Annotated in this window: 12 protein-coding genes; 5 read left to right on the forward strand and 7 right to left on the reverse strand. The window is 67.3% G+C overall.

The features are described from left to right. The first annotated feature begins 47 nt into the window (after positions 1-47). Complete coding sequence (gene dnaJ / locus LC407_RS04730; RefSeq protein ID WP_025878872.1) at positions 48-1,181, forward strand: molecular chaperone DnaJ; 1,134 nt, start codon at positions 48-50, stop codon at positions 1,179-1,181. 99 nt (positions 1,182-1,280) lie between these two features. Here the strand turns inward: dnaJ and LC407_RS04735 are convergent, their stop codons facing one another. After that, entirely contained in the window at positions 1,281-2,078 is a 798-nt protein-coding gene (locus LC407_RS04735; protein WP_033830869.1) for a helix-turn-helix transcriptional regulator, read from the reverse strand. 73 nt (positions 2,079-2,151) lie between these two features. On the opposite strand from LC407_RS04735, the gene LC407_RS04740 reads away from it, so the two are divergent. From LC407_RS04740 to LC407_RS04750, 3 genes are all read left to right on the forward strand, one after another. Beyond that, positions 2,152-3,351 (forward strand): MFS transporter, encoded by a 1,200-nt coding sequence (locus LC407_RS04740; RefSeq protein WP_134832383.1) that lies wholly within the window; start codon positions 2,152-2,154, stop codon positions 3,349-3,351. Between the two features lie 587 nt (positions 3,352-3,938). Continuing rightward, the gene (gene pdxY / locus LC407_RS04745) at positions 3,939-4,847 is read left to right on the forward strand and encodes a pyridoxal kinase (RefSeq protein WP_180831289.1); all 909 of its coding nucleotides are present in this window, start codon (positions 3,939-3,941) and stop codon (positions 4,845-4,847) included. After that, on the forward strand, positions 4,844-5,968 hold the full coding sequence (locus LC407_RS04750; protein WP_223482267.1) for a prephenate dehydrogenase: 1,125 nt from the start codon (positions 4,844-4,846) through the stop codon (positions 5,966-5,968). The genes pdxY and LC407_RS04750 overlap by 4 nt, the downstream gene beginning before the upstream one ends. Before the next feature lie 168 nt (positions 5,969-6,136). On the opposite strand, the gene LC407_RS04755 is transcribed toward LC407_RS04750, so the two are convergent. The 5 genes from LC407_RS04755 to LC407_RS04775 form a co-directional block, all read right to left on the reverse strand. Further along, positions 6,137-6,331 (reverse strand): hypothetical protein, encoded by a 195-nt coding sequence (locus LC407_RS04755; protein WP_025875144.1) that lies wholly within the window; start codon positions 6,329-6,331, stop codon positions 6,137-6,139. A 68-nt stretch (positions 6,332-6,399) separates the two neighbouring features. Continuing rightward, positions 6,400-8,178, reverse strand: coding sequence for an ABC transporter transmembrane domain-containing protein (locus LC407_RS04760; protein ID WP_223482268.1), 1,779 nt, complete (start codon positions 8,176-8,178; stop codon positions 6,400-6,402). Continuing rightward, positions 8,171-8,767, reverse strand: a complete 597-nt coding sequence (locus LC407_RS04765) for a YigZ family protein (protein ID WP_223482269.1) — start codon at positions 8,765-8,767, stop codon at positions 8,171-8,173. Before LC407_RS04765 ends, LC407_RS04760 begins: the two co-directional genes overlap by 8 nt. A gap of 34 nt (positions 8,768-8,801) precedes the next feature. Next, on the reverse strand, positions 8,802-9,785 hold the full coding sequence (locus LC407_RS04770) for a hypothetical protein (protein ID WP_223482270.1): 984 nt from the start codon (positions 9,783-9,785) through the stop codon (positions 8,802-8,804). Then, positions 9,782-10,300 (reverse strand): RNA polymerase sigma factor, encoded by a 519-nt coding sequence (locus LC407_RS04775; protein ID WP_229291374.1) that lies wholly within the window; start codon positions 10,298-10,300, stop codon positions 9,782-9,784. Before LC407_RS04775 ends, LC407_RS04770 begins: the two co-directional genes overlap by 4 nt. 247 nt (positions 10,301-10,547) lie before the next feature. Between LC407_RS04775 and LC407_RS04780 the strand changes: the two genes are divergently transcribed. Then, positions 10,548-13,394: an EAL domain-containing protein gene (locus LC407_RS04780; RefSeq protein ID WP_223482271.1), complete on the forward strand. Its 2,847-nt coding sequence runs from the start codon at positions 10,548-10,550 to the stop codon at positions 13,392-13,394. Between the two features lie 19 nt (positions 13,395-13,413). Here LC407_RS04780 and LC407_RS04785 read toward each other — a convergent pair whose 3' ends face one another. Next, positions 13,414-14,007, reverse strand: coding sequence for a TIGR00730 family Rossman fold protein (locus tag LC407_RS04785; RefSeq protein ID WP_025875132.1), 594 nt, complete (start codon positions 14,005-14,007; stop codon positions 13,414-13,416). Between the last annotated feature and the right edge of the window lie 81 nt (positions 14,008-14,088).

Consider the following 14,088-nt stretch of genomic DNA (forward strand, 5'->3'; position numbering starts at 1 on the left):
CTCTTCCGCTTTGACGAATCCCGACTTTCCGGAATGCGATCCACGATATGAGCAAGCGCGATTACTACGAAGTGCTGGGCGTTGCCCGCACCGCCACCGACGAAGAACTGAAGAAGTCCTACCGCCGTTGCGCGATGAAGTTCCACCCGGACCGCAACCCGGGCGATGCGGCGGCCGAAGCCTCCTTCAAGGAGTGCAAGGAAGCCTACGAAGTCCTGTCCGACGGCAACAAGCGCCGCATGTACGACAGCCATGGCCATGCCGCGTTCGAACACGGCATGGGCGGTGGTGGCGGTGGTCCGGGCGGCCCGGACATGAACGATATTTTCGGCGACATCTTCGGCAACATCTTTGGTGGTGCCGGCGGTGGTGGCCCGCGCCAGGCGCGTCGCGGCGCCGACATCGGTTACGTGATGGAGCTGGACCTGGAAGAAGCGGTGCGTGGCGTCGAGCGCCGCATCGAGATTCCGACCCTGGCCGAATGCGGCGACTGCGATGGCAGCGGCTCGGAAGACGGCAAGGTCGAGACCTGCAACGTCTGCCATGGTCGTGGCCAGGTGCGCATCCAGCGCGGCATCTTCGCCATGCAGCAGGCCTGCCACAACTGTGGTGGCCGTGGCCAGATCATCGCCAAGCCCTGCAAGACCTGCCACGGCAACGGCCGTGTCGAAGAAGACAAGGTGCTGTCGGTGAAGGTGCCGGCGGGCGTGGATACCGGCGACCGCATCCGCCTGGCGGGTGAGGGCGAGGCCGGCCCTGCGGGGACGCCACCGGGCGATCTGTACGTGGAAGTGCGCGTGCGCGAGCACCACATCTTCCAGCGCGACGGTGACGACCTGCACTGCGAAGTGCCGATCCGCATTTCGCAGGCCGCACTGGGCGATACCGTGCGCGTGGCCACCCTCGGTGGTGAAGCGGAAATCCGTATCCCGGCCGAGACCCAGACCGGCAAGCTGTTCCGCCTGCGCGGCAAGGGCGTGCGTTCGGTGCGCAGCCGCAGCGAGGGTGACCTGTACTGCCGCGTGGTAGTGGAGACGCCGGTCAACCTCACCAGCGACCAGCGCAAGCTGCTGGAGCAGTTCGAAGCCACCTTCAACGGCGAGGATGCGCGCAAGCATTCGCCGAAGTCGGCGACCTTCATCGACGGCGTCAAGGGCTTCTGGGATCGGATGACGTCCTGATCCCTTGAGGGAAATGTTGAACGACAGCGCCGGGCCATGCCCGGCGTTTTCGTTTCCGGCGCAGCAGATCCGCACCATGCGTGGACGCGGTGCGACGGATCAACGGAAGAATGCCGCCGGCGTCTGCCCCAGCTGCCGTTTGAACATGCTGGTGAATGCACTGGGGCTGTCGTAGCCCATCGCCAGCGCAACATCGATCACCTTCTCGCCGCGGGCCAGCCGTTCCATCGCGGCCAGCAGGCGCGCCTGCTGCCGCCACTGGCCGAAGGTCATGCCCAGTTCGCTGGCGAAGTGGCGCTGGATGGTTTTCACGTCGATCGCCAACGCCTGCGCCCAGTCCTGCAGGGTCGCCTCGTCGCCGGGATGTTTCTGGATGTGCTGGCAGATCCTGTGCAGGCGCGGGTCGACGGGCTCGGGCAGGTGCAACGGCAGTACGTCCATGCGGCGCAGTTCGTCGAGCATCAGCCGCACCACGCGGCCATCGCGGCTGTCTTCTTCATGCGGCCCGTCGATCAGGATGGCTGCCTGCAGCAGTTCGCGCAGCAGGGGGGCCACCTGCACGGCGAAGGGCTCGGCGGGGAGCTGCGGGGCGAATGACGGTTCGATGTACAGGCTGCGCATGTGCACCTCGGCGATGCAGTCGACCGCATGCGCCATGCCCGCCGGCATCCAGATGGCGCGGGTGGAGGGCACCACCCAGCGGCCGACCTCCGAGCGCACCACCATCAGCCCGGACATGGAATAGACCAGCTGGTGCCGCCGGTGCTTGTGCGCCGCGATGTGGGTGCCGGCGCGGTAGTCGCGTGCGCGGCAGGTGACCGGGCGATGCACCGGCACCTCGTTCCACGGCGCGGTTTCGCGGATGGGGCAGGGGGTGTCCTTTTTGCGATAGGCCATGACCAGAACGCGGCAGAAGGGAGCGGGTGGCCACCGTAGCATGCACGGCTCGCCCCCATCCTGACCGTGCGCAATGTCGACTCTGGCTTCTCCCGCCGTATCCGCCCGCCCCGTATCGCCCGGAGTGCTGGCGGCAATCTCCAGCTCGCACATGGTCAACGACATGATGCAGTCGCTGATCCTGGCCATCTATCCGGTGATCAAGGGCGGCTTCAATCTCAGCTTCACCCAGATCGGCCTGATCACGCTGACCTACCAGCTCACCGCCTCGATCTTCCAGCCGCTGGTCGGCCTTGCCACCGACCGGCGGCCGGCCCCGTACTCGCTGCCGATCGGCATGGCCTCGACCTTGTGCGGCATGCTGCTGCTCGGCTTTGCGCCCAACTACGCGATGGTGCTGCTTGCCGCCGCGCTGGTCGGTATCGGTTCGGCCATCTTCCATCCGGAAGCCTCGCGCATCGCACGCCTCGCCTCCGGCGGCCGTCATGGCCTGGCGCAGTCGGTATTCCAGGTGGGAGGCAACTTCGGCACGGCGCTGGGGCCGCTGATCGCCGCAGCGGTGATCGTGCCCTATGGCCAGCATGCCGCATCGTGGTTTGCCGGTGCAGCGTTGATCGGCATTGCCCTGCTGACCTATGTCGGTCGCTGGTACTCGCTGCATCTGGGCGCGCCCCGGCCAGCAGCACACGGTGTGACTGCCGCGCGCCATCCGCCGCGCACGATCGCCCGGGTGCTGGCCATCCTGCTGGTGCTGATCTTCAGCAAGTACTTCTACATGGCCAGCATCGGCAGCTACTTCACCTTCTACCTGATGCATCATTTCGGCATTCCGGTGGCGCAGGCGCAGCTGCATCTGTTCGCCTTCCTGGTGGCGTCCGCCGCGGGTGGATTCTTCGGCGGTCCGCTGGGCGATCGTATCGGTCGCAAGCCGATCATCTGGGCCTCGATCCTGGGCGTGGCACCGTTCGCGCTGATGCTGCCGCATGCCGACCTGCTGTGGACGACGGTGCTGGCGGTGCTGATCGGCTTCGTGCTGTCTTCGGCCTTCTCGGCGATCGTGGTCTATGCGCAGGAAATGATGCCGCACCGCATTGGCATGGTGTCCGGGTTGTTTTTTGGCTTTGCCTTCGGCATGGGCGGCCTCGGCGCAGCGGTGCTCGGTCTGCTGGCTGACAAGACCAGCATCGAATTCGTCTACCAGCTGACCGCGTTCCTGCCGTTGCTGGGCATCGTCGCGGCCTGGCTGCCGCCGTCCAGGCCTACTGCGCACTGAGGGGTGTTCTTCGGCAGGGCTGCGCCCTGCACCTGCAGATGCTTCAAGCCAAGGCAACGGCCGAAGCAAAAGCAGGTTCCCTGTGGGTAGGCGGGGTGGGTCCGGTTGCGGGGGACGCTGCAAGTACGTCCCTGTAAGCTCGGTCGCGCCATCCATGGCGCTCACGCCCCCGCAACCGGACCCACCCCGCCTTCGACGGATTTCCGCAATCTGTCGGGATGGCATGGCTTGCTCTTGGTGGGTGTCGACCTTGGTCGACACGTCGTGGATGCTCTTCGATTCGAATTCGAAATATTCGATTCCGATGGAGATTCATCCACGCATGTCGTGGATCCATCACCATCCGTCACCGGGAAACTGTCGGGGGCGGGGCGGTATGGGGCTGCAGGACCGTTGGCGCCATGGATGGCGCCATCGAGCCCCCATGGATGGGTTTACGGCGTGTCCTGCAGCCCCATACCGCCCCGCCAAACCAGAGAATAGCCAGAGCCGGCTGTTGCTGTTGCCTCGGCTTTGGCTGTGGCTGTTGCCTCTGCAGGTGCAGGGCGCAGCCCTGCCGAAAACCCCCTTGGGCGTAGAATGCGGGCATGAGCGAATCCCTCGACAACCACCTGGTCCACGGCCGCCGCCAGCGGCCCGACGGCCCTTCGCCGATCGATGTCATTTCGGTCCAATCACAACTGGTCTACGGCCATGCCGGCAACAGCGCCGCGCTGCCCCCGATGCGTGCGCTCGGCGTGCGCGTGGCCTCGATCCCGACCACGCTGCTGAGCAATGCGCCGTTCTACGAGACCACCCGTGGCCGTGTGCTGCCCAGCGACTGGTTTGCCGATCTGCTGCTCGGCACGCATGAACGGGGTCTTCCGCAGCGGGCGAAGATGCTGGTCTCCGGTTACTTCGGCAGCGCTGCCAACGGTACGGCCTTTGCTGATTGGCTGGACGAGATCCTGCCGGCATGTCCGCAGCTGCGCTACTGCCTGGACCCGGTGATCGGCGATACCCACACTGGCCCCTACGTGGAGCCGGGACTGGAAGCAATCTTCGCTGAGCGCCTGCTGCCGCATGCATGGCTGGTTACCCCGAATGCCTTCGAACTCGGTCGCCTGACCGGCATGCCGGCGCTGGCCGAAGCCGATGCCATTGCTGCTTCGCGCGCGCTGCTGGCACGGGGGCCGCAGTGGGTGCTGGCACACAGCGTCGGCGGCAATCCGGGCGAGCTGGTGACGCTGGCTGTGGGGCGCGAGGAAACCTGGCGCTGGACCTCGCCGCTGCTGCCGGTGGATGTGGCAGGCACCGGCGATGTGCTGATGTCGCTGATGGTGTCCTTCCTGTTGCGTGGTGAGCCGATGCAGATGGCCATCTCGCGGGCCATCGCCGGCACCCATGCGGCGCTGGAGGCGACCCTGGCCCACGGCTTCGAAGAGTTCGACGTGATCGCGGCCGCACCGGCGGCACTGGCCGACGGCATGCGCTTCCGCGCCGAACGGCTGGCATGAGCGATCTGCACGAACGCACGCCGCGCACGGTCGGCATCGTCGGCAGTGCCGGCGCCTATGGACGCTGGCTGACCCGGTTCTTCGAACAGCACATGCAGGTGCGTGTGATCGGCCACGATCCGGCCGATCCGGGTTCGCATGCGCCGGAGCAGTTGCTGGAACAGGCCGACGTGTTGGTGTTCTCCGCACCGATCCGGCACACGTCCACGTTGATCGCCGAGTACGCGCGCCTGTCGGCGGGCCGCGAGCAGGAACGCTTGTGGCTGGATGTGACCTCGGTGAAGGAAGCGCCGGTGCAGGCGATGCTGGCCTCGTGCGCCGAAGTGGTGGGCCTGCATCCGATGACGGCGCCGCCCAAGGCGCCGACCCTGAAGGGCCGGGTGATGGTGGTCTGCGAGGCCAGGCTGCTGCATTGGCGGCCCTGGGTCGACGCGTTGTGCCTGTCACTGCAGGCCGAATGCGTACGCGCCACCCCGCAGCACCATGACCAGATGATGGCGCTGGTGCAGGCGATGGTGCATGCGACCCACTTGGCCCAGGCAGGTGTGCTGCGCGAGTACCAGCCGCAGCTGGGCACGCTGGCGGCGATGCTGCCGTATCGATCGGCCTCGTTCGAACTGGATACCGCGATCATCTCGCGCATCCTGTCGTTGAATCCGGCGATCTACGAAGACATCCAGTTCGGCAATCCCTATGTGGCGCCGATGCTGCAACGCCTGATCGGCCAGCTGCAGACGCTGCAGGTACAGGTGGGGCAGGGCGACGACGCTGCGCGGGGCGCGTTCCGCGATCACCTGCTGGAGGCCAACAGGAGTGCCTTCGGCGATCAGGCCCTGGCTGCGGGCAACTACACCTTCGAGCGCGTCGGCTATCTGCTGGCCGACCTGACGGAGCGCAATGCACTGTCGGTGCATCTGCCTGAAGACCGCGCCGGTTCGTTGCGTGAGCTGCTGAACGTGTTCGAGCAGCATGGCATCAGCCTCGCCTCGATCCACTCCTCGCGCACGCCTGCTGGCGAAGTGCATTTCCGCATCGGTTTCGTGGCCGGCAGTGAGCCAGGGGCTATAGCGGCAGCCGCGGCCGAAGTGGATGCCAGCGGGATCGGCCGGGTGCTGGCGTAACGCCATTCATCCACAGGGCGTGTGGATGGCTTCTGCGCAAACATGTGGATAACCGGCGGCAGGCCTTGGCGTGCAAGGCTGTCAAGATGGTTGGTCAAAAAATGACCAACCTTTTTTCTGGCCTGAACAGCAGTAGAGCCGGGGCATGCCCGGCTCCGCGGTGGATCGCTAGATCGACAACCTGACCTCACCGCCGCTGGTGGTGAACTCGCGGCCGTTGCGTACCAGCTGGCGTCCGTCATCAAGCTCATAACGCGGCGTCGCTTCGGAGCCATGCCCACTGCCGCTGGCCTCGGGCTTGAACTCGATGATGATGTGGCTTTCGCCATTGCTGTCGACAGCAGGGAACTGACGGAACGACATGCTTGGCCTCCTTCAGTGGTTCTTCGCTACGCCACCAGAGTGATCCGGCCGGTGTTAGCCGGCCGTCATCAATCGATGAACTGCAGGCGTGCAAGCTCCGCATACAGGCCGCCTTCAGCCAGCAGCTGCGTATGCGTGCCTTCGGCCACGATACGGCCATGGTCCATCACCACGATGCGGTCGGCCTTCAGCACGGTCGCCAGCCGGTGGGCGATGACTACCGTGGTGCGCCCCGCCATCAAGCGTTCCAGCGCCTGCTGCACGCCATGTTCGCTCTGTGCATCCAGCGCGCTGGTGGCTTCGTCGAGCAGCAGGATCGGTGCGTCCTTCAGCAAGGCACGGGCGATCGCCACGCGCTGCTGCTGGCCACCGGACAGGCGGGCACCGCGCTCGCCCAGTTCGCTGTCGTAGCCCTCTGGCAGCGCACGCAGGAAGGCGTCGGCCTCGGCGGCACGGGCTGCGTCCTCCACCTCGGCGTCACTGGCCTCCAGCCGACCATAGCGGATGTTGTCGCGCGCACTGGAGGCGAACAATGTCGGTTGCTGCGGCACCAGCGCCAGCTGCGCGCGAAGCTCGGCCGGATCGACCTCGCGCACATCGATGCCGTCCACGCAGATGCGGCCGCTTGCCGGATCGTGGAAGCGCAGCAGCAACGACAGCACCGTGCTCTTGCCGGCGCCTGACGGGCCGACCAGGGCGACGGTTTCACCCGGCCGCACGTGCAGGTTGAAATGGTCCAGCGCGGGCTGGTCCGGTCGCTGCGGGTAGTTGAACACCACGTCGTCGAAACGGATCTCGCCACGCAGCGGCTGTGGCAGCGCACGCGGCTTGGCCGGCGCACGGATCTCGATGTCTTCCTGCAGCAGCTCGCCGATGCGGCCCATGCCGCCGGATGCGCGCTGCAGTTCGTTCCACACTTCGGCCAGCGCACCGACCGAACCACCACCGATCAGTGCGTACAGCACGAACTGGCCCAACGTACCGGCGCTGAGCCGCCCGTCGATGACGTCGTGCGCGCCCAGCCACAACACCCCGACAATCGCACCGAACACCAGCAGGATGGCGCTGGCGGTCACCAGCGACTGCGCGCCGATGCGCCGGCGCGCGGCACGGATCGCATCGCCCAGCGCATGGTCGAAACGGCCGCGTTCATAGGGCTCGCGCGCATGCGCTTGCACGGTGCGCACCGCGCCCAGCGTTTCGCTGGCCAGGCTGTTGGCATCGGCAATGCGGTCCTGGCTGCTGCGCGCGATGGTACGCAGCTTGCGCGCGCCGATGATGATCGGCAGCACTGCCAGCGGGATGCCGAGCAGCGACCAGGCGGCCAGCCGCGGACTGGTGACAAACAGCATCGCCAGGCTGCCGACCACGGTGACACTGCTGCGCAGCGCCACGGACATGGTCGAGCCGACCACGCTGCGCAGCAGTTCGCTGTCGGCGGTCAGGCGCGAAACCAGCTCGCCGCTGCGGCTGCGGTCGTGGAAGCCGGCGCCGAGCTGGATCAGGTGCGCGTACAGCCGGCTGCGCAGATCCGCCACGACCTTCTCGCCGAGCAGCGAAACAAAGTAGAAGCGCGCCGCCGTCGCCAACGCCAGCACCACAGCGACCAGCATCAGCAATGCAAAGGCACGGTTGATCTGGCCCCCGCTGCTGAAGCCGTGGTCGATCATCTGCTTCACCGCCGGCGGCAGGCTCAGGGTCGCCGCTGAAGAAACGGCCAGGGCCAGCAGCCAGGCGCTGAACAATCCGCTGTGGCGGCGCACGAACGGCCACAGTGTGCGCAGGCTGCCGAGGCGGCGCAGCGGCGGGGAGGCCGGGTCGGTCGCCGGTGCGTCCTTGTCAGTCATCGAGGCGGTCATCTTGGATACGGATACGATCACGGGTGGCGTCGCGCAGGCGGATTTTCAATGCGTCGACCTGCTCTGCGGGCAATTCCACCCGCAATCTCACGCCATTGGCATCGAACTGTTCATCGCGCTTTTCGGCCGCGTGGGCCGGCAGGGCCGCATGCAGCGCGCCCAGGTCCTCGAATCCAGCCACCAGCTGCAGCCGCGCCATCGCCACCAGTGGCAGGCGCGGCGCGGTGCGCAGGCATTCGGCAGCGGCGCCGCCGTAAGCCCGGACCAGGCCACCGGCGCCCAGCTTGATGCCGCCGAACCAGCGGGTGACCACCACCATCACCCGGTCGAATCCCTGGCCATCGATGGCGGCCAGGATCGGGCGGCCCGCGGTGCCGGCGGGCTCGCCGTCATCGCTGGAGCGATAGTCCTGGCCGTGCCGGTAGGCCCAGCAGTTGTGGGTCGCATCGGCTACCGATACGTCCTGCAGAAATGCCATCGCCGCAGACGCGCTCTCGATCGGCGCGGCATGCGCGATGAAGCGGCTGTGCTTGACGTCCAGGGTGTGGTTGACCGGTTGGGCGAGGGTGTCGGGCATTCCCTTCATTCTACGGGCTTGCCGCCGACGTGCCTCAGTCGTCCAGCAACGGTCGCACATCCTTTGGCAGGCGCGCCTCTGGATAGGTCTGCAGATAACGCTCCAGGCTCGCCCGGGCCAGGTCGCGCTGGCCGGCGTCGCGGCGCTCGCGGATCTTCTGCAGCCATTGCCGGCGTGGCAGCCGGGCATCGGCCTGCACTTCGGCCTGTACCGCGTCCGCGCTGAGGTTCGCGTCGCTTGCGCGGCGCATGACGCCAGGCGCGGTTCTGCCGGCCGCGTCCTGCTTGGCCGCGGTGAGCGCGACGCGGTCTTCGGCCGTGGCCTGTGCGGAGGATATTGATTCGGCCGCCGCCGCAGTGGCCTTGCGCGCCCTCATCGCCGCGGCAGGGGCCGCAGGCGCAGGTGCCGAATAGGCTTCGGCCGCGGGGGGCGCTGCCGCTGGCATCGGAGGCGGCGCAAACGCTGTGTCGGCTGCCGGCGCAGGTGGCGGTGCCGGCGCCATCATCGGAGCAGGTGCCTGCCGGGGTGCGGCAGGCGCGGGTTTCACCACCTCCGCGATGGTCGGTGCCGGTGCCGGTGCTGCCTTGGCCGCCGCAGGTGCCGGTGCTGCGGCCGGTGCAGGTACCGGTGCGGCTTCGGTGGCCGCGACATCGGCGGCCGCGCTGTCGTAGGCCGTGCCTTCGGCGCTCGCATCGGCCGCCATTTCCTGTGTAGCCGGCGCGGTGGCAACTGCCTCGGCAGGGGCCGAGGGCGGCTCTGGACGCATCTGCCAGGCGATGCCAACGGCGAACACCGCCGATGCGGCCACGCCGAATACGGCCGGCCAGCGGCGGCGCGGGCGCAGCGTGCGCGGTGCCACCGGCGCTGGGGCCGCCTCGCGTGCTGGCGTCTCCACGGCCGCACGCGCAGCGGCGAGGATCGCCGCATCCAGTGCCGGCGGAGGGCCCTGTTCGGTGCGGCGCCCAAGCAGGCGTGCCAGTTCGCGTTCTTCCGGCGTCAGTGCATCGTCTCGGTTCATGCGTTCAGTCCCGCACGCAGCTTGTCCATCGCATAGCGCAGCCGCGATTTCACGGTTTCCCGGCCAACGCCGGTGATCTGGCCGATCTCCTCCAGGCTCAGTTCCTGTTCCAGCCGCAGCTGCAGCACTTCGCGCTGTTCTGCGGGCAATTCTTCCATCGCCAGCTGGATGCGGCGACGTTGCTCGAATTCGGACAGTTCCGCTTCCGGTGTCTGCCCATCTTCCAGCGCGGCCAAGCGCAGATCGGCATCGGCCGGTGCAGGGGGGCGATGGCGGGCGGCGCGCCAGTGGTCGTTCAGGCGGTTGTGGGCGATGCGGAACAGCCAAGTGCTGAAGGCGGCATCGGCCTGCCAGCCTGCACGCGCGCTGATCACCCGCTGCCAGACGTCCTGGAACATCTCCTCGGCCAGCGCGGTGTCGCGCAGCTGCCGCAGCAGGAAGCCGAACAGGCGCTTGCGATGACGGGCATACAGGCTTTCGAACGCGTGCACTTCACCGGCGGCCCAGGCCAGCATCAAGGCTTCATCGGTTGGCAGGGCGCTGGCATCCACGCCGTACAGGGTAAGCCCTGCAGGCGGTGGCGCATAGCCAGCGATGGGGTGGGACAGGGCGACAGTCACGGCAGGAACCGGGAGGGGATCGAAAGGAAAAACGCCCGAGGGCACGTTTCGGGGTTGCCGGGCTTCCATTGCCCCCCGGGTGGCGCGTTATGCTCGGTAATTCAGGGGAGGCGGCGCTCAGGCGGCGCCAAGAGAACGTCATTTGTCCACCGAAGCCGACCGCGCGCTGGAAGCGTCAAACAACGAGCCTGTGCTGAGCGCAGCGCTGGTGCGCGCGCTGCATGCGCTGCTGCCGGAAACGGCGATCGTGCGCGTCGGCTGGGACGATCCGCAGCTCGGCAGCGGGCAGGGCGGTTGGCCGATCGGCGGTGGCGAGGAGGACATCTGGCAGCCGCTGGCCGACCATGCTGAAGGCCGCCACGGCTGGGAATACGACGGCGCCCGGCTGCTGCTGTCGGTACGCGGCGCGACGCCTTCCCCGGCCTGGTGGGGGCTGGCCCGGCAGGCCATGGAGCTGGCCCTGCAGCGGGGCCGCCAGGCGGGGCAGATCAAGGCGCTGGAAGAAGCTGAGCGGTTACAGCAGGCCCTGTTCCAGATTGCCGACCTGGCCGGTGCCGACCTGGAAATGAGCGAGATGCTGCGCCACGTGCATGGCGTGCTGGGCACGCTGATGTATGCGCAGAACTGCTACATCGTCGAGTATGACGATGCCCGCCGGCAGATCCGCTTCCTGTACTTCGCCGACCAGGTCGATGATTTCGTCGCCGATCCTGCCCAGGGCTACGACATCGACCAGATGCCGCGCAGCCTGACAGTAGCGCTGCTGCGGCATGGCCGGCCGTTGAGCGGGCCTTCGCGCGAACTGCTGGCGCGGGTAGACCAGGAGCACGACCCGCAGCGCGGTCCGGAGAGCCTGGACTGGCTGGGCGTGCCGATGCTGCGCGATGGCCGGGTGTGTGGTGCGATCGTGGTGCAGAGCTACGAGCATGCCGACCGCTACGGCGAGGCCGAACGGGCCCTGCTGGGTTTTGTCGCCCAGCACGTGCAGACCGCCATGGACCGCCGCCAGGCGCAGGTGCGGCTGGAGCAGCAGGTGGAACGCCGCACGCAGGAACTGCAGCGCGCCAATCTCAGCCTGCAGGATGAAGTGGCCGAGCGCCGCCGCGCCGAGCAGTTGCAGACCGCGCTGTACAACATCGCCGAAATGGCGATGTCGGCCGACAGCCTGGCGCAGTTCTACGGGCAGGTGCACGGCGTGGTCGGGCGCTTGCTGGATGCGCGCAATTTCTATATCGCGCTGGTCAATGCCGAGGGCGATGGGCTGGATTTCGTCTATTCGGTCGACGAGCACAACGCGAGTCGTGCACCGCGCGCGTTCAGTCGTGGCCTGACCGAGTACGTAGTCCGCCATCGTCGGCCCCTGCTGGCCTCGCGTGCGCAGATCGATGCGCTGCTGGAAACCGGCGAGGTGCGCGAATCCGGCGCACGTTCGCAGTGCTGGCTCGGCGTGCCGTTGCTGCGCGACGACGAAGTGGTCGGTGCGATCGTGGTGCAGAGTTACACCGAGCAGATCGCCTTCAGCGTGCATGACCAGCGCCTGCTGATCTTCGTTGCGCAGAACATCGGCACCGGTCTTGCGCGCCAGCGCGACCAGCAACGACTGCGCTCGGCGCATGCCGAGCTGGAAAAGCGGGTGGAGGAGCGCACCCGCGAGCTGGGCGAGGTGAACGAAAAACTGCTGGGCCAGATCGGCGAGCGCCTGCGCGCCGAGCAGCGACTGACCCACCAGGCGATGCACGACGCGCTGACCGGACTGCCCAATCGCCTGCACCTGCTGGACAGGCTGCAGGATGCGCTGGCGCTGGCCCGGCGCGAAGGTGGCCCGGTGTTCGCGGTGCTGTTCCTGGACCTTGACCGCTTCAAGCTGGTCAACGACAGCATCGGTCACGCCGCCGGCGATCGCATGCTGGTGGAAGTAGCCAAGCGCATCGTGTCCATGGCCGGCGACAACGATGTGGTGGCGCGCCTGGGCGGTGATGAGTTCGCCGTGCTGCTGCACTGTCCGGAGGGCCTGGCGCAGGCGCTGGATTTCGGCCAGCGGCTGTTGCTGGCGCTGCAGGAATCGATGTGGATCGCCGGTCGCGAGCTGTTCCCCTCCGGCAGCCTGGGCATCGCCTTGTGGAACCCGCGCTATCGCACCGGCGAGGAACTGCTGCGCGACGCCGATGCGGCGATGTACCGGGCCAAGGCCCAGGGCCACGACCGCTGCTCGATCTTCGATGAGGAAATGCGCGAGCAGGCGCTGCGCAGCCTGGATCTCGAGGCCGACCTGCGGCGGGCGATCAACAACCGTGATTTCGTGCCGTTCTACCAGCCGATCGTGCGCCTCTCCGACGGCGAGGTGGTCGGCCACGAGGCCCTGCTGCGCTGGAAGCACGAGCGCCGTGGACTGCTGCTGCCGGGCGCGTTCCTGGAACTGGGTGAGGAAAGTGGCCTGATCGAACAGGTCGACTGGCTGATCTATGAGCAGGTCATTGCCGGCCTTGCCGACGGCGGGCGTGGCTATGTGTCGGTCAACGTGTCGCCACGGCATTTCCGCTCCGCCGAGTTCAGCGGGCGCCTGTATGGCCTGCTGGAGGCGAGCAACGCGGACCCGCGGCGGCTGCGCCTGGAGATCACCGAGGTGGCGCTGCTCGACGACGGTCCACACACGCTACGCATCCTGAAGGGCCTGCGTGAACGTGGCATCCAGGTGCAGCTGGACGATTTCGGCACGGGCTTCTCGGCGCTGTCCTACCTGCACCGTTTCCCGATCAGCACGTTGAAGATCGACCAGAGCTTCATCGCCGGCCTGCACGGCCCGGAGGCACAGAGCACGCGCGCGCTGGTCGAAGGCGTGCTGTCGCTGGCACGCACGCTGGGCATCGAGACGATCGGCGAAGGCATCGAGACCGAGGCGCAGCGTGCCACGCTGTTCGAGCTCGGCTGCGACTACGGCCAGGGCTACCTGCTGGGCCGGCCGGCACCGTGGACGCGCGCGGCAGCCTGAGCCACCGCGCACGTAGTCCTCAACGCAGCGCCGCGCGGCGCTTCTCGTCGATCCACTTCGAGGCCTGGGCCGGCTGGTAGTTCTTCATCCAGGCCAGCATCTCCTCGATGTCCGAGCCGTACCACAGGTCCTGGCGCTGCTCGGGGTGCAGGAAGCGCTCTTCCACCATGCGATCGATCATGCCGATCAGCGGCGCATAGAAGCCGTCCACATCGAGGAACGCGCAGGGCTTGTTGCCGATGCCGAGCTGGCGCCAGGTCAGCATCTCGAAGATCTCTTCCATGGTGCCGAAGCCGCCGGGCAGGGCGACGAAGCCATCGGACAGATCGAACATGCGCGACTTGCGCTCATGCATCGAACCGACGATCTCCAGTTCGGTCAGGCCGCGATGGGCCACTTCCCAGTCGGCCAGCTGGCGCGGAATCACGCCGGTGACCTCACCGCCGGCGGCGAGCACGGCATTGGCCACGGTACCCATCAGGCCGACATTGCCGCCGCCGTACACCAGGCGCATGCCGTCGCGGGCGATGCGATCGCCCAGCGCGATGGCGCGTTCGGTGTAGACCGGCTTGCTGCCAGCGTTGGAACCGCAGTACACACAGATCGACTTCATGGATCTTCCTGTCTTGGCCGGAAACGAAAACGCCCCGCGGTCAACCAGTGAAGCCGGTCGCAGGGCGGGGTGTCCGGGCAA

This window comes from Stenotrophomonas sp. OVS01A, from assembly GCF_019969775.1.
GTDB lineage: Bacteria > Pseudomonadota > Gammaproteobacteria > Xanthomonadales > Xanthomonadaceae > Stenotrophomonas > Stenotrophomonas indicatrix.